The organism is Aquimarina sp. (genome assembly GCF_977115655.1).
This window is the reverse complement of record NZ_CDSBKO010000052.1, coordinates 19,265-43,628: the sequence shown is the minus strand read 5'-3', so window position 1 is coordinate 43,628 and position 24,364 is coordinate 19,265. Positions and strand designations below refer to the sequence as shown.

At 34.6% G+C, this 24,364-nt stretch carries 5 protein-coding genes and 1 pseudogene; 1 reads left to right on the top strand and 5 read right to left on the bottom strand.

Going from position 1 to position 24,364, the window contains the following annotated elements; all coding sequences use genetic code 11:
- The first annotated feature begins 113 nt into the window (after positions 1-113).
- Positions 114-1,278, top strand: a pseudogene (locus ACZIYX_RS18400) (IS3 family transposase).
- Between the two features lie 199 nt (positions 1,279-1,477).
- On the opposite strand, the gene ACZIYX_RS18395 reads toward ACZIYX_RS18400, so the two are convergent.
- The 5 genes from ACZIYX_RS18395 to ACZIYX_RS18375 are packed head-to-tail and all read right to left on the bottom strand — an operon-like array spanning position 1,478 to position 24,341.
- Positions 1,478-1,924, bottom strand: coding sequence for a hypothetical protein (locus ACZIYX_RS18395; RefSeq protein ID WP_462683726.1), 447 nt, complete (start codon positions 1,922-1,924; stop codon positions 1,478-1,480).
- Positions 1,925-1,945: 21 nt separating this feature from the next.
- Complete coding sequence (locus ACZIYX_RS18390; RefSeq protein ID WP_462683725.1) at positions 1,946-12,658, bottom strand: hypothetical protein; 10,713 nt, start codon at positions 12,656-12,658, stop codon at positions 1,946-1,948.
- Positions 12,659-12,676: 18 nt separating this feature from the next.
- The gene (locus ACZIYX_RS18385) at positions 12,677-19,918 is read right to left on the bottom strand and encodes a hypothetical protein (RefSeq protein WP_462683724.1); all 7,242 of its coding nucleotides are present in this window, start codon (positions 19,916-19,918) and stop codon (positions 12,677-12,679) included.
- 5 nt (positions 19,919-19,923) lie between these two features.
- Complete coding sequence (locus ACZIYX_RS18380) at positions 19,924-21,639, bottom strand: hypothetical protein (protein WP_462683723.1); 1,716 nt, start codon at positions 21,637-21,639, stop codon at positions 19,924-19,926.
- On the bottom strand, positions 21,636-24,341 hold the full coding sequence (locus ACZIYX_RS18375; RefSeq protein WP_462683722.1) for a hypothetical protein: 2,706 nt from the start codon (positions 24,339-24,341) through the stop codon (positions 21,636-21,638). Before ACZIYX_RS18375 ends, ACZIYX_RS18380 begins: the two co-directional genes overlap by 4 nt.
- Between the last annotated feature and the right edge of the window lie 23 nt (positions 24,342-24,364).

Sequence of the window (24,364 nt, the reverse complement as noted above, 5' to 3'; positions counted from 1 at the left end):
TAACAATTTTTCTTTACGCACAGTAGATAACCCAGATTTATTATACGCTTTTAAATGGAATGTCTATCTTTAACAGGACAGAAAAATATAGCCCATAACCTTACATTTGAATTATGGCAAAAAAGTATGAAGATGAATTTAAGTTAATGATTGTAGAATTATTACAATCTGGTCAAAGTGTAAATTCAGTTAGTAAAGAATACAACCTCAATGGTAGTATAATTCGTAAGTGGCGTAAGTCCTATGAAGAAAATTCTGGTAATTTTACAACTAGTTCAGTATTATCAGAAGACCAAAAACGCATTCAACTTTTAGAAAAAGAATTAAGAACCGTAAAGTTAGAGCGAGATATTTTAAAAAAGGCGGTCAGCATCTTCTCCGTGAGCGACAGGTGAGATATCAATTTATTTTGTTGAATAAAGACAATTTTCCTGTTGAGAAGATGTGTAGTTGTATGAGAGTTAGTTCTAGTAGTTTTTACAATTGGTTAAAGACAAAATACGGATAAAGAAAAGCAGAGCTTAAAACATTTAAAAAATAGAATCGTAATTATTTTTAATGAAAACAACCAAATCTATGGTAGTAGGCGTATTCATAAGGTTTTAGAAAGAGAAAATATTTATTATAGTCGTTCTTATATTGCTTTTTTAATGAAGAAATTAGGTTTGAAAAGTGTGCTTAGAAAAAAGTATGTAATTACTACTGATTCTAATCATTCATATGAAATTCCTAAGAACATTTTGAATAGAGAGTTTAACAAGTACCAGATTAGGTAAAAAGTGGGTGCCAGATATTACATATATAAGAATTGGTAAAAGATGGTATTATTTAACTATGGTTCTTGATTTAGCTGATAGGAAAATACTAGCTTGGAATTTAAGTGACGATATGACTACACAAAATACTATTTATAAAACTTGGTTGTTAGCTAAGAAAAAAAGACCTATTTCTGATAATCATATTTTTCACTCTGATAGAGGGGTACAATATGCATTTACTGCAATGAAAAGCCTATTAGATGCAAATCTAAAGATATCTCGATCTATGAGTAGAAAAGGAAACTGTTGGGATAATGCAGTAGCGGAATCTTTCTTTAAAACATTAAAATATGAGTGTGTTTATAGACATAAATTTAAATCATTTTTAGAGGCTCATTATATAATTGATGTGTATATAAAATGGTGCAATACTAAAAGATTACATTCTGCTTTAGGATATAAAACTCCTCTAGAAGTAGAACAAGAATATTTGAATATTAAAAACAAAAAAGTGGCTTAAATATTTTGTCCTAAAATTATTAGGCAATCCAATGGTCTATGCCAATTAAAAATTGGGGAATAATCCTCAATCAGTTCTTAACTATATATGAAAAAAGGGTAAGACTTTAAAAAAGTCAAACCCTCGGTATTTTAAGTTACACACTTAATGAAATAGTGTATTATTTCAAAAAAAGTATAATCAAAAAATAAAGAATAGTTTAATTATCGGCAATAAACAATATTCCATTTAAGCTAGTCCAAGAGGCATGATAGCTTTCTGCGAATACATCTCCGTTTGGTAAAATGTCTATTCTGGCTGCGACGTTTCCATATTTCAAAGTTCCAAAAAAGATTCTTTCTGCTGGTCTAAAACCTTCGGGAAGATTAAAGATAACTTTACCTTGTTCACTGCCTTTTATAGTACCCTGAATGTAAACTACACCATTTAGTTTACGATATCTTGTATCCTGATATTTAGAAGTCTGAAAGGATCCAAAGTTTTCGAAATTATTAAGCAATGTCGGTGCAACCCAATCCGTAGTACCAACTGAAGAAACATCGTCTACTTTGTTTACGCAACTTTCTATAAGATCTGCATAATGTTGTTCTGTAGGTATATCTCCTGTTTGAAAATAACTTTTGAGTTCCTGTCTTGATTTTTCCATTTGTATATTAATTTATATTATCTATCCTATTATATTATCTTGACCTATCTTTGCTTTACCAATAACATTTCCTTGATTATTAGTATTCGTTTTTTTACCAACTACATTACTGGTCCCCACCACCATAGTTCCTATGCCCAATACTACTTTAGAATCCTTGTTTGGGATTGTTAAAATATGTTCTGTCAGGCTCAACATTCCCGAAGAGTTTTCTGCACGTACCTTAAAATGATGGTATAATGGATTTCCAGAATCATCCTCTATTATTAATTTATCGCTTCCATAATTGGTTTCAGACAGAGAAACTACCAGTTTTTCTTTATTACTGGAAAACCCATAAATCTTCACCCAATTTCCTTGCTCGTTCATTTTATACAAATGATATTTCCCATTATGTATTACTTTATCCCATCGTAATTCTGGATTATCAATAATTTTGAGACCATCTTCACTAAACGTTGAATAGAAAAGTGTTGGGGATTCTGGGGTGGTATTTTCCAAGATTGTACTTATTACCAACTTTGAAGCATTGGATGGAGCATATTCTGTTACAATATTCCCTTCTTTTGTGGCATATTCGACTTTTCGGGATACTGTGACTTTATAATACAATACTTCTGCATACGGAACGTACCCGATATCCTCAAACTCATCTTTGATCTTCCATACATTGTCTCCCAACAGTTTGTCTTGTAATATGTCTATGGTTTTAACAAGATCCATTGTTCTAACAGAAAGTGCATTATCAGCATTAAGGGTTCGATATAAATGAATCCTTTCAACTTGCTGTACCAATGGGTATGCATTAATTTCCAATTGTATTGCCGGAAGTACATTTAAAGTTTTGTTGGACAATACGGGAAGTGCCCTTTTAACTTCAGGAGCTTCAGAAGGGTTAGTATTCACTAATTTCACAGGGCCTAACACCGGGCTAAAATCCCCCATTTGCATAGTGTTTCCGATTTCCCGAACCGTATAGAAAAATATGTTTTCTGATGTTCCCTGAAGGGTGAAATCGGTAAACAGCACCTCTTTTTCTGAAAGCTTTTTGGCCATTGGAGCAATATCAAAATTACTATCCTCTGGCTGAAGTAAACTTCCATTTTTGCTTCTGACCACTTGCTTTTTAGGTAATGGCTCATAGTCTTTACCTCGTATATATTTGAATAGTAACGGAATTTCGGTTAAGGGGGTAAAAGCATTAAATACAGCATCTTTAATTCTATCGATCATATTACCCGGCAGAATGCTTCCTGGTGTTTCTCCATTAAAAAATAAAGACGGTTTGTTTGGATTAGGCAATCTATACCCCTCTTTGGTATCAGGATATGCCGCAAATTGCCCATTTTGGTTAATAGTATTGTCCTTATAATTATAGTCAAAACGTAATAGATTGGTCCATCGATTTACCACGTATTCTTCTTTTCCTAAAGGGGTTTTAATTGCCTCTTTAATAGCTTTTACGGTATCAAAAGTGTACAAGGCATTCAATATACTGTTTTCATCGCACCTGTAGTACATTACACTATGTGGTTTTGCTTTGAACTTTGTGGTTAAGGTATATGTGGATTTTCCGAAAGTATCCGGTCGTGATGCATATTGTGCTCCTTTTGGAAGTTCCGGTTGCCGTGGTTCGATAATTTCTTGTGCAAACATAGTTGCCGGCACACTGATATCTGAAGCGTAATTCACCTTATTATCTTTACTTCTCGAACCAAATATGGTATACCTAACCCCTTCTCCTTCTGTTGGCTGTATTATATTTTCAGTTAACCCTATGGTGGTATTGGCATATAAATAAACCTTATACCCCGGATAAAAATTGACTTCTATGGATTGGCCTGTCAAAATTGTATTTTCCGGAGCCTCTTCAACAGATTGAAAATCCAGGTCTGAGACATATAAGGTCAGTCCCGTAGTCCCTATATTTTCAATTTTGATCACCTGCAAGGTTTTTCTGGGGCCGTTGCTATCATTTTTGGTATGCACTCGTACAACACCTTTGTCCCAGTTTACAGAATTTCCGGAAGCGCTGTATTGCGGATGGTCATTTAAAACCGTATCATTTTCGAAAGTTATTTTGTACAATCCGGCGTGTCCCTGAATCACAGCACCTGTACTTTCGTTAATATCTACATCTTCTATTATTTCTTCGATCAATGCTTTTCCCCAGATTCCTCTTGTTTTTTCCAAGACTTGTTCTTTTTTTGTATCGGCTCCGTCTTGTTGGATTTTTTCTCTGTGGACCTGCCAATTATCTCCTATTGAAATTTTAAAAGAATGAGGGTTTGGTGTTCCCCAACTTCCCTGGTTCAACATGTTTTCAATAGCCATAAACATTCCGTCTGCATTAATTTCTGGGGCTTCAAGATCTGCATCTGCATCTGGAACCGTTCTGGATTGAATGGAATCACTAATTTCTTTTTTATACACTATAAAAACAGGCCCTTCTTTTGGGATATCTGAAGGTTTAACATTATGGATGATATATTCCTCTTCTTCAAGAATAAATACTCCTCCTATAAAATTTGCCATTGCATTAGTATCTAATGTTGGTGTGATAAGTGAGTTGTCACTATATCTTTTGTAAGCTCCTGTTCGGATCACAGAAACAATCTCATTTTCGGGATCATCTGCAATACTAATAGCTTTTCCGATTACATTATTTGGCATGTTTTTTCTAAAGAAGATTTCTACTTCATCTGCAAATACTTCCTCTTTATCAGGAAACATATAATTAGGATCGGACCAATCCCCTATGGCAAGATCCTGCTCGGTTAACTTATAAGATACCAGCTCCTGAAAAGAATTATAATCGAAATACAAACGTACCAATGTTTTATCCCCCCCTGTTATTGCCGAATAAAGCTCTTGTTCTTGTGAAGAGGTTAATAGCAAAGGCTTTTCTTTTTTAATGAGTACAGCACTTAGGTTACTTGGGGGCAAAAGTAGATTTGATGGTTTAAACTTGGTTTCGATAGTCCAAGTTATAGCACTCTGACTTGCACGCCCAAACCAATTAATCCCATACGATCCATACACATGAGCCCCCGGATTTTTTTCGCGATGTACATAAAAAGCTTCAAACAAATCAGGAATACCAAGTGGTATAGTCTCCCCGTATGGTGTATCACCATCTGGCACGACATTGAGATAGTCTGAGGTGCTAGAGAGTTCTGGTGCCCTCCAGTCTGTTTCATTTTGATCCTTGTACTCTAAACCTCCATTTACCGGAAAGGTAAATGCTGCCAAATTATATTCTTTGTCCCCGGATTGGTAGAAGTCTTTATCGGCAAACTCTGGTAAATCCTCAGCATATAGTGTAATAAATCTCGTTTTTCCGTCATGAGTATACCCTTGCTCATCAGTCAAACGGGTAGGGTTGTCCCATTTATTGTATTGTAAACCCGGTACAGGTTCTTTAAGATCTATAGGCAATGGCAATCTTTGATCTTCTATAGAAGTTGGTAACGACATATATATATGCTGTTGGTCTTTTGCAGGGGTACCATTGTTTGGATCTGCTTTGGTGTTGTATACCGCCAAATACACATATTTTTCATTTTGAGCCGTTACACTAGTATCCAGATATCCTAACCCTAGCATTCTTGCGATATGGTAATCGATAGAGGCAATCTGTAGTAAATCCAGATAGGAAACTTTGAAGCTACTTAACGAACCATCATCAAGATCTCCGGGATAAAAAATATCTTCATTTGCCAATGGATTGTTTGAAGAAGCATCGCTTAGTTGAATATATTTTTGAATGACACCTTTTATACTTTGACCATCATTGGATTGGGCATCGTTCCATTTCTTCTTATAGTTTTCGATATTAACCAAAGCATTGCCATTATATCTGGGCCATGAACCATGTACTAACCCTGGTCTGGGCTCCAACAACTCAAAAGCTTTTGTATCCTCAATGGTAAGTCCATATCTACCTACATACTCCCAGGTATTTGTAGTGTTTGCTTTTGTAATAAAATTACTGTAAAACTCAAATTTAATTCCTGAAACTATACAATTTGTTGCCAAAAACCGTACACTTCGTATATTTTCCCCTACTATATTTGCTGAAGTTATTTTGTTATCCAGAAACGTCTTTCTGGCACCTACATGTTTTTGCGCAGTTATTTTGTTTTCATCTACTGTAAGTACCTCTGTGGCTAATTTGCTCCCCGCAGCTGCATCATTTACCACAAACGTGGCCCCAAATGATAATTCTTTTTTGTTTTCAATTTCTATCAAAGCGTCTCCATAAACTTGTATGAAAGCCATTGGGTTTTTTGAAGGGTCATTTGCACCTCGACTTTGGTTATACCGATCAATATCTTTAAAATATATGTGAAATATATTTTTGTTGATATCATACACCCACTCCCTTTTGTTATCAAAAATCAAATTTGGAGGTGCATTAAAATCAATGACTACTTCGTTTTTTGTATAAGGTGTTCTGTATATTTTAACAAAGTCATCTTTCTTGTTAAAACTATGGGTAGCATTCGATAAATTTCCTTTGGGAATATGGTAATCTCCTATATGCCCTTTTAATGTCCAACGCAGGTGAATCCCTTTTGCACTACCGTCATGGCCGGTAGAACCAGCAGATTGAACATAAAGAAAAGGAGATTGTAACACCATAGAAGGATCCAATACCAAATCTCCATCCCCGTCGCCACTACCAAATGGGCAAATTTCTTCTTTAACAGATACCACATCTGTAACAACAAAATTAACGTTACCCGTATTTTGACCTAACCCATTATCTTCGCTTGAAGCTCCTGCATTAAAAAACTGTTTCTTGATCTTTGTTGTTTGTGCCGGGGATAAACTTACTGTTTTACAGCTTTTTAGTTCTGTATCAAGACGACCAATAAAATGATCGCCATCATAACCATGAATAATTATATTGTCTGGTGTAGCTTGATCCAAAGCAAGTTTTGCTTCCGTAGTAATTTGTTTTGACCAAATTATATCCAGATCCTTGGACAACTTATGAACTGTATTTGTTTTTTCTTTACTTAAAGTTTTTAAATATAAAAAGCCTTTTGAGTTATGGATTTGAATTTCATAATTTCCTATTCCTGTAAAACCAGTAAACTCTACATCGGCAAAAAGAGCCTGGTTTTCGTTGATTTTAACAATAAATGGTATTGGCCCGTTTTGCTGATCCATTTGTATGCTACCACTTACCCAGAAATCCCCATCTATATTGGATGCATCCCAAAATCCCACAGGGAATACCCCAGAGCCTAAACTACAAGAAATACTTTTAATCACATCAAGGGACTCATCAAGGAATATGATAATATTATGCCCCCCGATTACGATTCTGTTACTACTGTTACAATATATTCTAAAAATAATATCCGCAATATCTTTAAGGATAACAGATCGAGTGATATTGCCATCCTTATCTAACTTGTATAAAATAGTGGTGATATCTGCATTATTACCGGTTAAATAATGTCGATCTGATTGTATTACGTATGTCTCATTAGGTAACTTCAATAATTTTGCATAGTATCCTATATTAGTATAAGACTCTCCATAAAACTTGCTCCACAACACTTCTCCTTGCGTTGTAATTCTGGTTAGGCTCACCTGATCATTGGATGTCGCTTTTCCCAGTACCATCAGATCTCCATTATCTGCTGCTAATATCTGGGTAAATATTTGACCATTACCACCATCATTCTCAAAATCTTTTTCCCAAAGTACTTTTCCATTAAAATCGGTTTTGGTAATAAGCCCTTTATCTGTGCTTGTACCATTAATTTTACCAACGGCATAAATCCCGTCGTTACCAACTTCTAATACCTGCTTATATTCATGATCGGCTTTGTTATAGCGGTTTAAAAATAAGCCTAAATCCACCGGAACAACTGGTTTTTTGAAACATACTTCATGCTTAATTGAAGATATACCTGTAGCGATTACGTCAAGATTTTGCGGTGCTGTAAGTGTTTTTCCTGTAATTGTTGCAGTGCTATAGGGCTTAATTTTTAATTGCACAGTTTGTACATCGGGAACAGCTAAGTTTACCGTTTTACAACTATCAAGGTCATGATTTAACCTACCTACCAATCCCGTAGTATCGGCATTAAGCATATAAACAAATTTGTTGGTGATTTCACCAAAAAATGTAGAAGAGAAGTCTTTTATATCTAAAGTTTTATACCAAACGGGTTGCAAATCATTATCAAGTTTGAGTATACTACCTTGATTGATATTGTTATCTTGAACATGCAACAAACTAAACCCTTCATGCAAAGCAACCCCTAATCCATTATCGTTTATAGCCCGGGCATTGATAATGCTGTCTGTTGGAAGGTTTTTTAAATCTATCTGCCCTATTATTCTTGAATTAGTCCCTCCAAATAGATCTTCATATATTAAAAAGTTAATTTTGTTGTTATATTGAACAGCTTTAGCAAAATGAAGGGGATTGGATTCATTTTTTGCTATAGAAAATTGGTTTATTACGTTAAAATTGGTATCTAACGTGACCACTACGACCTGATTGTTATTATTTCCAATAGCTAGGATGTTTCCTTCGTCTGTGTATATCACTTTGGTTAATTCGCCGATACCATTGATTTGATACGATTGGCCAATAACTTCACCTTGATCATTAATTTTAAAAATCAGGCCTCCTTTATCAAAAACAAGGTATTCATTTTCAGAAACTTGTTGAACTAACTTTCCAAAGACTCCGTAATAAAAATCATCGGGTGCCGAGATGTTATAGTCTTTGCTCCACAATATTGCTCCTTCAGAAGATACCCTAACCAAATAGCATTTTCCTGAATCGTCATAGTTTTGTAGTAAGATTCCGTTATTTTTGCATTTAATAAAGCTGACAACCGTGTAACTTTTTAATCCGGGAACATCTATGTTCTTTTCCCATATCTGATCTCCATCAGGGGTTAATTTCATCAATAATACTGCTCCTGTCGAAGCAGCTGCGGAAGTACCATCAGAAGTAGATCCAACCACATAAACCCCATCGTTTTCCACCTCGGCGGCATACATATAGAATTTTTCTATATCCCGTTCATATTTGTTCAAAAAACCATCGGTTTTTTTAAATTGTGTGGAGCAAATGTCTTCTTTGATCGATATCACAAGTTGTCTTGTCATAATATGATCCGGTAATGCGCCTAGCTCATTTATAGTTTGACCTGTTACTGTTAATGCCTCTGTATATACCATTATATCCTGTACTTCGATTATCGATGCGTCTTTTGTTAAGCATGATTCGAGATTTGATCCTAATCTTCCCAAATAACCATTTACCCCTTGTCGGTTAAGAAGTACGTGATCCCCTGTTGCTTTCCAGAGTACTCTTCCGATAGAATCATCTAAAAACTGCTGTGTTTTGGTTACACCAAGGTCTTTTTGATGGTGATTGAAGTAAGTAATTTCGTTTTTGGTTACAACCGTAAGTGTTAAGTCATCAGATACGGGTACGATACCCTCTATACCAGTATCAGGATTGCGAAACGTTTTTATGGAAAGCTCATTAGCCACAGGGGTTTTAAGGTCTCCTAGATCGAGTATAAAATGAAGGTTCTTGGATACTCCCTCTACTTTTGTCTCCCCATGTATCCAGTATTTTCCATCTGCTTCGGTCACCCCATGGATATTAAAGAAACCTGATTTATCAGAGAAGCTCTTTATAATAAAGCTTTGTTCTACTTCAAAATTGTGGTTAAAAACAGTTACAGCAGTTAGGTTTCCTGTGTCTTTCTTCGACCCGGATCCTACTAAAACAATGGTACTTGTATTAGCACACAAAAATCTACTGCTATGATTAAGTATATCCGTATTAAAGTTTTTTTGTTTTGTAACTTCTCCCCTCTCATTAATTTCAAACAATTTGAAAGTTTTCTGGTTACGCCCAGAACCTTCTTCAACAAGTAACAATATATTGCCATTATCATAACTTGACAATTTAATAGCTCCAGTGGTTATAGAAGTTTCAGAAAATAAATCACTCAATTTTTTACCCCATAACAGCTTACCTGTACTAGACAGTTTAACAAGAAAAGATTCCCCTAGAGTAGTCGCTCTTAGTACAACCCCATTTTTTGAAACAACTACTTGATCAATACCCAACCAATCAAACCCTTGCGCCACAAAATCATATTCCCATAGTACTTGTCCTGTAAAATCCAGTTTTGTTATCAGCCCTCTTTTTAAAAGCAGAGTATCTGTCGTTCTAACCTGACCAACTGCATAAATCCCATCACCGGGAATTTCAATAATATCCGTATAGTGATGTGGTGATTTTGTGTATTTGCAAAGAAAGGTCCCTGATTGATTTTGTGGGGGCGTAAGAGCACAAAAATGTTTAACGATCGAAGTAGTATCAATAGTATCTGAAACCAAGGACTTTGCCGTTAAGGAATCCCCCTGACTTATATTTGCCAAAGTATACGCTTTACGTACTAGCTGGATCGTTTCTAATTGCGGCAAAGGAAGGTCTAAGGTTCTACAACTTTCCAGATCATGATTAAGCCTCCCAACCTTGGAATAAAGAAGATCTGTAAAAAGCACATGGCTCTCTGTAAGAGTGCCAAATATTGATAAAAAGAAGTTGGGGATGTCCAAAGTCTTAAACCAAACCAATTCCAGGTTACTATCAAACTTAAATATCCCATTTAATGAATTATAATACGTCTGTACAAAACTGAAATCAGAATTTGACTGCATGCCTAAATCATACCCCTGAAATAGCTTTATATCTACCGGATTATCATTTACAGGGGTACTTACATCCAATTTACCTATGAATTGTGAGATTGTGTTATCGTAAGCAATAGTTCCGGAAAAAATTACTTGTTCCTTATCATATACAGCATTATTTAACTTAATTGATTTTAGCAGATCATTAGTATAGGTAAGTGTAAATTGGTCAATAATAGTTGTGCTTTGATCCAATTTTGCAAAAACGATAGCGTCTTTTATATTCCCCAATAAAAGAATATTGTTTTGAGGTGTATAGAAAACCTTTAAAATTTGTGTTGTCTCGCCAAGAGAAACAAGGTAGGTTGCAAGAATGTTACCATCTCCGTCTATTTTAACCAACCTGTTATCTTTGGTAAAAAACAGGTATTCGTTATTTGGTAATTTTGTGAGGATCTTGTATATAAAACTATCCTTAATTTTTACATCATAAAATTTGGACCATTTTACATCCCCGTTTACCGTAATTCTTGCTAAAAAATAACCTGAGTAGGATTTTGCTTCCAAAAGTATATCTCTGTTATCACAAGAAAGTAAAGAAGGTGTTGCATTGGACAATTCTGGGATATTTAGTGTTTTTTCCCAAATAATTTCCCCGGTGGATACAGAAACTTTTAAAAGAACTACCTGTCTTGAAAGGTTTGAACTGGCAAGATATACTCCATCATCTTTCACTTCAAGAACATCATAGTTATTAAAAAGATCTGTCCCTTGTTTTATATATTGATTTAAAAACCCATCGATATGGGTCAAAGATTTGTTAGCGATATCTTCAATTTTGGAAACAACATTAGTAACCGCTATATGTATATCTTCTAAGTTTCCGGAAAAATCTTTGATTTGGGTAGTTACAGGTGTGTGCAAATAGATAATATCATCGGTAACCTGAATGGGAGAGATCTTTTTTGTAAGAGAAGCATCCAGGTCCAATCCTATTTTACCAACATAGCTATCCACAACATACCTGTTGAACAGAACGTGTGTATCGGTTACCTGTGATAATACATTTCCAAACGAATCATCCAAAAACTCCCAAGTACCCAACGAATTAAAACTATAGTCAAATTTGCTAAAAAAAATACTTGTGGCAGAACGATTCTGCATATAGATGCCCTCTTGCGGATGAAAAAGGATACGCCCCCCTCCCGAAATATTTTGAGGGAATTTTTTAACCTTAATTTCTGATGGTATATCTTGTAAAGAACTACCTAAATTAGCAATGAATGTTATTTTACCTGAATTATTTTCTTTAGTACGATACCCATATAACCAATAGTTGCCATTATTTACATATACACCATCAATCCTCAAGTTTCCTTTTGTATTTTCAAAAGGTTTGAGTTTTTGGTTATAAATAATTTCGAGATTTGAATTGAACGCCAATACAACGGATATACGCCCTAAAATATCATCTTGCGTTTCCCCAACTACAACAATGTTGCCATCGTTATTAATTGTAGTCGTGTTTAAATTAAATTTTCCGGAGACGTCAAAAGTCGTTTGTTTTACTACGCTTCCGGTCTCATTGAAGATACATATTTTTAAAAGATTTTGTTGATTACCCCTTGTTTCATTTAAAACCAACACATATTGACCATTTGTATATTTTACAAGGTGATCTCCATTATATTTTACGGTAGTATCCCCTTTATCAAAATACGCTTTGCTCCAAACCAGATCGCCATTTGGGGTTAATCTTACAAGGTTAACCTTTTCTGTATTATACCGCCCAGATACTAGTATATCCCCATTATCGCAGGCTACCATTTTTTTAAAACTAAAACGGGCAATCCCCTCAGGAGCAAAATCATGTTCCCAAAGTACGGTTCCATCAAGGTTCAATTTTGTAACCAACCCTCTTACCAAGCCGGACATCCCATCGATCAATATATCTCCAACAGCGTAAATACCATCTCCCGGCACTTCTTGCGCAACATAATACTTGTGAAGATTTTTCTTGTATTTATTTATAAATTCCATTTTGTGTGATCTTATGCGTTATTGGATTGTTATCGTTACTGGTATTGTGGTTTTAGGTTCGTATGCTTTACCATCCCATCGCAGGTACTTAAATTCAAAGTCTAGCGATGATGCTTCAATTTTATGGTTAGAATGCATGATAAATGCTTGAGAATAATCTTTGGAGAACAATGTGGTATAATTAGTATCTATTTCACTTTGATTCATTATGGCAATGGTATTTTTAATTGTGTCAAAAGGTATCTTAGGATCGTTATAGGGTTCTGGGTTTCTTATCCATATTGCAACGATGTCTCCCGATCCTACCGATTTTATTAGGTTAAACTCTGTGCCTAGGGGTGGATCCAGTGGTTTAAGGTCTAATAAGCCTTCTACAACCCGTTCAAACAGATCTGTATATTGTAATTTTAAGTTTTCGGGGCCAACCGCATAATTTCTGTTCACCATTTCAAAAGCTGTTTTGGTTTGCTCGGCGGTTATATTTACCGAAATATCAAAAACAGCTTTAGAACTATTTTCATCTGGGTATTCCAACAAATAACTTTTTACCTGTTCTTTAAAATTTGCATATCGAGAGGTTTGGAAAAAGAAATTATGCACTTCTACAGCCTTCCCTTCAAAAATATTGTTCACGATCGCGGTATACATTTTTAAAGGTTTAAGATGATTTACAGTAACTGTTCGTACAAAAGACTTTGGTTTTATAAGTTCTCCTCCGGTTAAAAGGCAATTGAAATCAGGATCAACATCATTATGTGCCTGGATCAAATTGTTAATTAGCTTCAAATGCTCAGGCAGGAGCACTCCATCATCTTCGGTCCAACTCTCTACAGTTCGAGGAACTTCGGTGGTGGTTACATCGGGAGGTGGTGGGTTTTCGATCGTAATATCCTCTTTTGGGTCTTTTACTACGATTTTCATATCTCCTTTTAGTGCTGGCATACCATTGTATTCTGGCCATTGGCTAAACATGTGTAGTGCATACGATTTGGAGAAAAACAGCAGGATTTCATTGTTATTATCCTCGCTGCTATAGAACAGTGGTTTTGCCCTTAACAAATTCCCATCGGCATTGGGGTACGAGCGGTTATAATCTATATAGTTTCGTATAGAAGTTAATGGGTATTGATCTGGATTGATCAGTTTTTTATCTCCATCCCGTTCCCCAAAGGTAACTCCCCCTGCATTGTGGTAATGTCCTACAGGACCGGCCGTTTTGAATCCATAATAATAATCATAAATCCCTTGATCGTTACCTCCATCTACTGTATCCTTAAGCTGAAAGTATAAATAATAACTGGTATTTGGGCGCCAAATAGGGGCTACATTATTGAGTATAGCATCTACCGTTGCCTTATAATCTTCCTGAATGTCTTTTTGCAGGTTAATATTGTTATTAAATGTAATATCCCTTACGGTTTGCCAACATACTTCGTGAAGCATGGTGCTACAAAACGTTCTAACCACCGGTGGGTTAAAATGCCCCGGACATATCTCTTCGATAGACAGCCCTGTTGGTGTTGTTGCTTTTTCTAATGTAGTAATTGCAGAAAAATGATTTTCAAAAGTGACTGTGTCCCCTTGAAGAAAATCTATATCCCCAGATAGTGTATCTATCGAAGAATCTATAGTTATACAACTATCCAGTTCTAAATCCAATCTCCCAATAAGGCTTCCATTATAACTGCTATGTACCAGTATTCCTTCTTCAGAAATATCAGAAAATTCAATATCCTTATTATCTTTTAACGATTTAACCCAAAGAACATTAAAATCATAATCACATTTAATAATGGTATTATAGAAACTTCCATCATCATGCGAACCAAAATAGTATACATAAATAGCCTCATTATTCAGGTTAAAATCTAAGTTGTAACGTGTTGAAAATAATTTTACTGTAATAGATGTTCCTTGAGCAAACTCACCCTCTGAGACACTAGCCATGAACGGGTAATAAGAATGATCACTTATATACCCCTTACCGGAAATATAAATTGTTTCATTATGATAAATAACCTTCCTAATGCTTAGAGTTACAGATGGATCCCCCTTATGTTTTATGGTTATACTTTTACGTATATCAAAAGATTGGTTGACACGTATTAAATGCGGTTGATTATCTATTGTACCTACAATAAGAATATCTTCCTGGACCGCCAGAATCGAATGTACAGAAATCCCAAGTACTTCCCGCTCGGTAATAGGGGCTCCTTCTAAATCTAAGATAGATATTACAGTTTTAACTACAGATGTATTATTATTTTTATATCCCTTATTTAAAATTGCATATCGTTTGTTACTTAGTTTTATTACTTGTCCCCCTAAAGATTTTGTTTGATCTTCCGGAATATATTCTTTTGTCCAAAGTACCTCTCCGCCAGAGCCAACTTTAGATAAAACAAGATTGTCTACCTCATAGTTCTTGCAAATTACACCATCTTCATGTGCTTCCATAACTTCGCTTAGACTATCAATAGCGTCTAATGTGTTTTGCCAAATAATGGTACCTGAGTAGTCCAGCTTTAGTAATATAGCTTTGTCTGCAATTTCTCCTACTGCGTATATTGCTTTATCTTTTGAGGCTTCATAAAGACCTAGAACACGTAAACCCCTATCTGTTTTAAGTTGGCTAAGAAAGTAGGATGCCTTTGTATTACCAGATTCACAAGGTTCTTCAGATATTTTAACCAGATACTTATAAAGAAGTTCTATAAATTTGTTAGCCTGATCCCTACAAGCTTGCGGAGAAGTATGCTCTACAGAAGATACAAGAATAGCATCTGATTCATCCAGCACTTCAAAAACATATCTTCTATCGTTTTCATTAACTACTATCTTTTCTGGTGAATTTTTAGCTATATCTACGATTTTTTTGACTTCTGCTTCTATATCTTCAAAATGATCGAGTGGGCGAATAGAATGTGCTATCTCTTCGCAATCGAAATCGAGAAAACTGTATTCATATTTTATTTCCGGATTGTCATAAAAAGGTTTTACCTGTACTTTGATCTTTTCTTGCCCTATATCTGTTTCTATAGTAGAACAGCCTCTTTTTTTAAGCGTTTCTAATTGTTGTAATAAACGATTATACGTTGTTACATCATTGGGCACATCTATATTTCCTTGATTTCCATTAGTTATGGCGTCTTGATACGTATCTTCGAACAATTTGGCAATTTGTTCCTTTATCGATTTGACTTGATCCTGATCTATACGATCTGGTGCTACTACAACTTTTAAAATAGGTTCATCTTCATTTTCATAAACCACCTCGTTCAACAATTCTTGTTGTGTTTTATATACTTCCTCTACCAGTTTATATTGAATCTCAATGTCATCATTTATAATACCTTTAAAATATCTTATGGTAACCCCTTTGGCATCTGTGGTAAGTTTTAATTTTACTGAAGAGGCATCTTCATCCAATTCTATAGTAAGTATATCGTTATTCTGAAACAGTAATGACCTGTCATAACCAAAAGGATTTTTTCTGGCTGTGATCATGGCATGGTTTCCTTGTCTCCCGGTTAAGTTAAAGTAAAATCCTTTTTGAAAAAAACCATAACCTATATGGTATAGTCTTCCTACTTTTCTGTTATCAAGCCAATTTACACATCTCCTGTTTCGTATCTTTTCTTCACAAAATATATTTGCTGTTATCCCTACTTGTTCAGGGATAAACCAACCTTTCTCTCCCTGACTGGTGTACGAAAAAGGTGAATCCGCCAATAACCGGACAGCATTGTATTCTTTGCCTGATTTTTGCCAATGCCCTATCTTAAGGTTTTTGGTATTTTCGTTATTTTTTGAAATGAGTGCTTCATAGGGGTGGTATTCTTTCCAAGCACTCCCATTCCAAGCTTTGATACCAATGTTCTCAATAGAATAACGGTGGGTTACCTGGCGAAGTTTTTTTCCTCCTTTAACCGTTTTTTCTGGCGGGATTAAGTCTTCATAACCTTTGGGAGCATTGGTATTGCCTCCTATACGCTTAGAAACTGCTTTTGGCAATACGTTTTTGGTGAATTTTATGTCTATAAAAGTATCTAAAGGAAGGATCGCTTTATTAAATAATTGGTGGTCCCCGCTTATATTTGGTGTTCCCGAAGAGATCGTATTGCCTAGGTTTACTAAGTCAAACGTTTCTCCAGATATCATGTTTACCCCTTTTATCTGCTCGTTTGCTTTTTCTTTAAGTAATGGTTGAATTGGTGTGCGATCTATTCGTTTTGACTTTTCCCATTTTAGTTCAACTTCTGCACACTTTCTTATTTTAACAAATCCTATTTTGATTTTACCGCAAACCCGGAAACTGGCATAAATCAAGAAGGGTTCTGCTGCTTCTGCAGAGAAAATAGCATCAAAAGATATCCCGACACTAATAAACCACACTTTTACCTCAAGGCCACCACCTGCAGCCAGATATCCTCCCATTTGTGGTTTCTCAAAACTTATATGTCCGCCAACTTCTGCATATAGCCATGCTTTTACCCTGGCAGGGCCAAATTTTTTGTCAAAAATAAATTCGGTTTTTGCTCCTGCCCGAATACCTTTTGCAGATAGCATTAAATAGCTTTTTGCTCTAAGAATACTAATTATTTTGGATTCAATCGGTTTTTTATCGGTACCAAAATTTACATACCAAGCAGATGGGTTGTCAAAAAAGAATCCGGCTTGTACATTAGCGTATGATGAAAAAATTCTGCCATTCTTTTTGGGCAGTTTATAATCTGCACCCAACCCAAGTTCTATAGAGCGGTCCCCATAAGCAATAAAGGCGAAAAAGGGAGGTTCTTTGCGGTCATCCAGCCCAATTCTTTTACTTAATATGTTTGCTTTTCCTTCTAACAAGAACAGACTTGGTATCGAAAGCAATAAAAATAACCGTGTAGAGATTACCTTACCATCATCAAAAGTTGTTGCCAAACTGGCCCCGGCACCTATTGAAACGGGATTGGTATACGCATCGGTATCCTGTGGTGTGCGGAATTTTTGGATGTTTACCCCGCGCTTTGGAGCTTTGTAATACTCATACCAGGTATCTGCATTAACCACATCTTTTTCGGCAACATATCGGTATCCAAACAATCCCCTAAAACCAAAGATTCCCAGCCCTGTTGCCCCTAATGGGATAGGCTTGGGGAGTTCTATACTGGCATCGATAATAAAGGCAGGAAATTTTGGGGTTAACCGCATTTCTGCACTTCCTGCGATTTTGGCTTTGGGGAGTTTAAGCGAAATTCTTCCTTCGTACTCTTTGGATTCCCCAGGCTTTGGTATTGATAAATATCCGTTTATGATTGCAGTTGCATTCTCGGGTTTGGCATCCCCGGGAACGATAATATCTGCCTCGATGGTTTGTATCCTAAAATAAGAGTGTTTTGGTTTGTAATCCGAATTGTTTTGTGGGACATCTTCATTATTATCTACGGTAAAATAATATTGCATTCCTTTTCCCCTAGCTTCTACGCCTAAAGGACCAAGATTGATCGAGCCATCGAAACCAAAACAGTAGTACTTCCTCATCTTGCCTTGATACTCTTGCTGGTAGGAGCTAAAATTAACCCCTGAAATCCCTATTTCTACCGGACCAAGATTAAGGTTAAAATTTGCCGGCACGGGAATCGTACCACTCACGATCTCAAAACTACCGTCGCTATAAATTCTTAGCTTGGGGATTTCGATGGCCTGATCCCCCAATAGCTTGGTCATAATTGCATTGGTAAACTTGATTTTGCAAGATGTTCCTATAAAAAACTCATCGTCTTGCTTGCCTAGCTCTAAGGACAGGATGGTCATTTCCAGAACATCAGGAATCACAATAGGGGCAAAACCGTCTTTTTCTGATGCCGTGAGCAAAAAGTCCCCTTCGGCATCCAAATGCCCTGTGATTTCTACTTCGGCATCGTTTCCTTTGGCATCTTTTAACCTGGGTATTCTAAGTTGCCCAATAATATTGGAATCTACCACCGTATTTTGCTTAAAGGTAATATCAAACGACTTAAACCCTACTGCAAAACCATTTTCCCCAAGTTTTTTCCATAAAATACCCTCGGTAGTATTGTCTACGGCTTCAAGGGCAATAGTGCCAGACACTCCACCGGTACCTATTAAAATATTGGTACCCACAACTTTTGCGGTACTGGTACTATCGGGATGGTCCCTAAACCATTTTTTGGGCAGGGTAATGGTTGCTGTTTGGGCATATACCCCCATAAAATCATCGGCTCTGCCATCGATAATGGCTTCGGGGATGTTGGAGTTTTTACTAAGGTCTATTTTTAGGTTATCAAATTCTATTAATATCCCGGTATTTCCTATTTGTGAAGGTGTCAGTTCTAAAGAATCTGTTTGGTCAAATTCAAATCCTTTTTCTGTACTAAAGGATAAACTGCTGGCATTATATCTTAATTGTGATTTTACATTTCCATCTTCAATAACATCAAAAGTCTTAGAGTCAACAGGTTTTAACCATGTTCTAGGAAATTCTATTGACAAGCTAAGAGAATTAAGAGATGCTGAAAATTTCGGAATCAAAAAACTTGACAGATTATCCAAATCAAAATTTCCTAATATATCTGAGAATAGTTTTTCAATTTTTGTTTTAACATTTCCAAAATCATCATCTGCACTAAGATAATCATTGAAAACGATATCAAATATGTCAAAATCATTCCCATTTGATTTTAATTGGTTTAAAATATCTTCAATATTTGATATCTGATCTCCCAAATCATTAAACTGAATAGGACTTACTGGATTGTTTTTTGTATTGAAATCATCTATAAAAACTTGAAATGGATTTTGTTCATCTTCTTCACCATATTCCCCATAAATATTATAAGCTAAACCAGAAATTAATTGAACTTCATCCACATCGCCAATCTCTAACAGTAAATTATATATACTTGAGAAGGAAAAGTCAAAATTAGTACTGTTAAAATCGTCAATGTATTTTAATATTGGCAAGTGATATGAAATTGACATTGGAAACTCAATAGTATTTCCATCTGTAAAATCTGGGTTTAAAATCAAATTAAACCCTTCTACTTCTCCGATACTAAAAGCTAGGCGTGTTTTACTTACTATCGTAATTGTATAATATGCTTCTTCATTATGAATACTACTATCTACATGAAAGTTTTTGAAATATAGTTTGGAAAACACCGAATTTAAGCCATCTTCAACAAATCCTAAATTTGCTGGTAAATTATCAACGGATAGTAGTACTGATAATGGTGGTAAATATCTTGGCATAATACTTAGAACTTATTATTTGTTGATTGACTAATTTTTATTTCTCCATTTTCAAATATTTGAAAGGTATCTGTATGATTTATTTTGTACTTTCCTTTGGAGCTAAAATGATTTTCATCTTCATCCATACTATATTGGCTACTTTCAATATTTTGATAATTATGATTACCATACCCCTCAAAAATGTGAATTTTGTCATTATGTATATAGAAGAAACGATAACTCACATTAGTAGGATTACTTGAAATTGAATATACGTTTGCAATATTTGCTACCTGAGTCTTACTATCATATAGAAGTAAAATCCCATTGACATCACAATTATTAAATAGAGATGTAAAAGTGAATTTTTCGGAAAGATCACAATTGGATTCGTTATCTAAATTGGAAAGATAGTACACCTCATAGTTTGCGATATTAGGCAGTCTAAAATTAAACTTTGGGTTGGCGAATGGATCTTTTAAGTTTGTATTAATGGAATGTAAACCATTACTCCATTCATTTATTCCTTGGAGTTGTATTTTTTTATATTCCTTAATTGGAGGTAAAAAACAGGTATTATTGGTTGGTTTATTTATATCAAAATAGTAATTCCAAATATTAAGAAAAGTGCTAGAAAAATTTGTTTTATTTTTACTTTTCGAAAGTATTATTTCAAAATCTTCGTTTGGAAATTGATGTTCTATCAATTGTTTGGCTCCAAAAGGATATTTTTCTATTATTGGTTTTGTAATTTTTAAAATACTATCCCTATAATTTAAAAATAACCTCTTTTGTTTTTTTTTGTTTTCTGAAATTTCATTTTGATCTTCATAAGTTAATTCTTCATCACTCCTTTTTTTGTAATCAATATTATATACGTTAATATCTCCATTATCACCTATCTCAATTCTATGTATCAGGTCAATTTGATTATTAATTTTATCCTCATCATAATCGTCCACATCGCTATAGGCTTCGTAAATGTGAATAGTATTATTTTTTGAGAAATAGAAAAGTCGAAAAGAAGTACCTTCATCTTCAGATTGAATATAAAATGGGTTTAATACTATTGCATCTTGGGTTCTTCTTTTATAAAGTATTAAAAATCCTTTTTCCTTGCAGTTCTCAAAATCATAACAACATTCATTCATTAATAAATTCTTCAACTCGTGCCCACATTCTCCATAGTCATTCTCTTTAATCTTCAAATAAGCCTCATAGGGTCCGATGTTTTCAAGTCTATAAGTAAAGCTAATTAGACTGTTAGATTGAAATAAATCATGTATTTCGGAGAAATCTTCATTGTTCAGCTTTAGATATTTCACATTACCAAATATTATATCTCTAGATGGCTCAACATCAGGATGAATAGCCTCTAAGCCTGAATAATACTTAATAACTTCATAAAATTTTTCTTGGTGATTTTTACTTACATCATCATTTTCATTCGTGATGAATGAAAATTCATTTTTTGGAAAGGAATAATTAATCAAGACATCAGGGCCTAGAGGTAATTTTTTATCTATTTCATAATTAATTTTAACAATGCTATCAGCATTCTTTTTGCTCTTAGCCAACCCTGATTTTTTTTCTTTACCTTTCTCTACACTATTTACCTTCTCTTTTGTATTTGTCCTATCACTATTAGGAACTGAATAACCTTCGCTAATTGACTCCCTCCTATTCCCAAAACAACAGAATAAAAATATAGAACACATCATTATTACAAACTTTTTCATAGTGCTTTATTTCCATCTTTTAAAACTACCTTACCAGAATGCAAATGTGTATTGTGTAAGCTTCCTCCATTGGTAGCCGTAGTCAAACCAGTTGAGTAATGGCTACCTGTTCCTCTCAGAATCTTTGTACATCCGAATTTAGACATACCATCAACGAATATTTGATCCCGTGCTAATGCCTGAGCATTTGTTAATCCTGAAATACCATTTTGATACTTTGTATCTATAGCGTTCCCATTATTATGTTCTACACTAGGAAATGATGTTCCATCTTCAAAACAACTTCCAGTTGATTTAATTATAAAGTCAATTGTTGTCGCTGCATCGGTATAAGCTCCAACTTCAACCAACGCACCAATAAAAACTGCAACAACCTCTGGCTTACAATAAAACCTTCTTGTTCCCACATATTCAAACTCAATGCTTAAAGTTGCAAAATTGATAGCAGTAAGATTGGCTAAAAACCCTCTTTTATCAAGCTTCTTATACTTGATTTTGTATAAAGATTGACCGTATTTTAATCCCTCGGTTATAACATCTCCATTAGGATATATATAGGAAGTTTTGGCATTTACATCATCACTATTATAAGGAGTATAATCTATTGTACTTGTATGACCGGCAGGAACTGAACTCACAGATTGTCCTATTCCCATTTTGTTAATTAAAAGGAGGTGCAGATTAGTTACTTCATGTATGTTATTATTGCTATCATGATATAAATAATAAGCATTTTGGATATCGTGAATTAGAGCAAAATCAATATTATCATTAATTTTAATTACTCCATCATGATAAATATGAAACTCTACTCTATTGGTTTGATTCTGTCCGTTTTGCCCAGTCGTCAATGGAATATTAGTTGAAAATGCTCTTGAACTAAAAAACTGATTATCCCTACTATAAAGAGTGATAGTAGCTCCATTGTGTTGAGGTGTTACGATAATACGCTCACCATTCGAATTTAATCCTTGAAGCTGTAATTCATATTCAAAATGTTTTATGCTATTATTGGTCACAGGGCTATTAGGCTTTGGAACCAAATGAATAAACCTGTGATGTGATAAGTCAATTTGGGAATTTGATTTAATGGACCTTAACTCTGCTAAGGTAAGTCCCAAAAGCATTGCATTTTCTTTGTAATTCCTTTTTATGCCTTTCTTTTCACTTTTGTAAAAGTTAATTCCCGGAATCCTTACCGTTCCATCTGTGGTGGTATATTCTCTACATATTATTTCAGTTCTCTTATACAGTTCTGAATCACAATATTCATTAAAAAAACTACAAGAATCAAAATCGAATTTTTGAGAGTATGTATTTAAATACTCCTTTTCAGAAACTTCTTCGCTGTTTTCATATTCAATTACTCCATAAAACAGAATACGTTCATTATCCCAATATGCACCATTAGTCATATTTAATTGGAAATTCCCTGTACCATCCGTATTATTTGGTTCTCGAACATATATAGGATTAGCACTTTCTACAAATCTCTTGTTATTAATAGTAGTACCTATATTAGGAATATCCACTGAACAAAATGCAGAATCATAATAATGTTCATTGATTAGTACAGGACTAACTGATGTCGAATTATAACATCCTCGAAAATAATATAACTTAACATAGTTGCTAATATAATTACGGGATGTTCCAGATTGCGTATTTGGAAAGAACAATCTAAACTCATTTGTCCAGTCCGTGTGATCGGGGTTATTTCCATTATCAACCAAACTTAACGTTTTAATATATTTAGATTTAATTGAATTATTATCTGATAATGATTTTTTTAAGTTGGTTTTGGTATATATTATTGGTTTTAGATTATCATCAATTCTTAAATTTACTCTTAAGTTATTCGTCGTACCACTAGTGTGGGTACTTTCCAAAATAAGTATTGGCCAATTACTTGTGTGATAGATTTCCGTCGTAAACGATGTGTCACGCCTGATTTTAATATTGTTAACATCAGTAAGCGAAACCTTATAATTTTGATAAAAATTATACGAATACCCTTTTTCACTTCTTATATCTAAATAAACCATATTTTTAGTATAGAACTTAGAAATTAACTTAGTATAAATAAATCTAGAACTCGTTGGTGTAGTATTTGTCTTTCGAGTATTATTAGAGGCGGTTGGGTCATAATAGCTTACTTTCTCTTTATAATGCATTCCAAAAAATGCCGCAGGATCTATAAAATTTAAAATTTCTTCTCTTTTTATTCTTTGTGTATATCCCGTTAACCCAGTTACATCAATTTCATAACCACCCGACCTAACATATTCTAAAGTAGCTTTAAAACGATTATTCCTTAAAACAATCTCAAATCCAATTTTATGATCTTTGGTAAACATACCAAACCATTCTCCCTCTTTTACCAAAATAGGATTTACACTTGCAATGTCATAATCAAAAATTCTTTCAATGTCTTCTGATAAAGGAGTAGTATCGCTATTATCCATATATCCTATTGTTCCACAGTCAGGCTCTGTAGGTGGATCAAGCCAAATTCTTGCTATCAACTCATTATTTGTGTGATCTTGAGTTATTATACAAGAATCTAGCCCTATTAATGAGCTTTTCAGAATCCCGCGATATATATAATATTTAACATCTACTGTGACTTTCAAAGAAGAATTGGGCTTTATAATAACATTAACCAATGAATCATCAACTGAAGACTGTTGGACTACCATCATTCCTTTTTCACAGGCAAAAGCTT

Excerpts from the sequence above, each read along its gene's own strand:
- ACZIYX_RS18395 (WP_462683726.1), bottom strand. The coding sequence starts at position 1,924 with ATGGAAAAATCAAGACAGGAACTCAAAAGTTATTTTCAAACAGGAGAT.
- ACZIYX_RS18390 (WP_462683725.1), bottom strand. The coding sequence starts at position 12,658 with ATGGAATTTATAAATAAATACAAGAAAAATCTTCACAAGTATTATGTT.
- ACZIYX_RS18385 (WP_462683724.1), bottom strand. The coding sequence starts at position 19,918 with ATGCCAAGATATTTACCACCATTATCAGTACTACTATCCGTTGATAAT.
- ACZIYX_RS18380 (WP_462683723.1), bottom strand. The coding sequence starts at position 21,639 with ATGAAAAAGTTTGTAATAATGATGTGTTCTATATTTTTATTCTGTTGT.
- ACZIYX_RS18375 (WP_462683722.1), bottom strand. The coding sequence starts at position 24,341 with ATGATGGTAGTCCAACAGTCTTCAGTTGATGATTCATTGGTTAATGTT.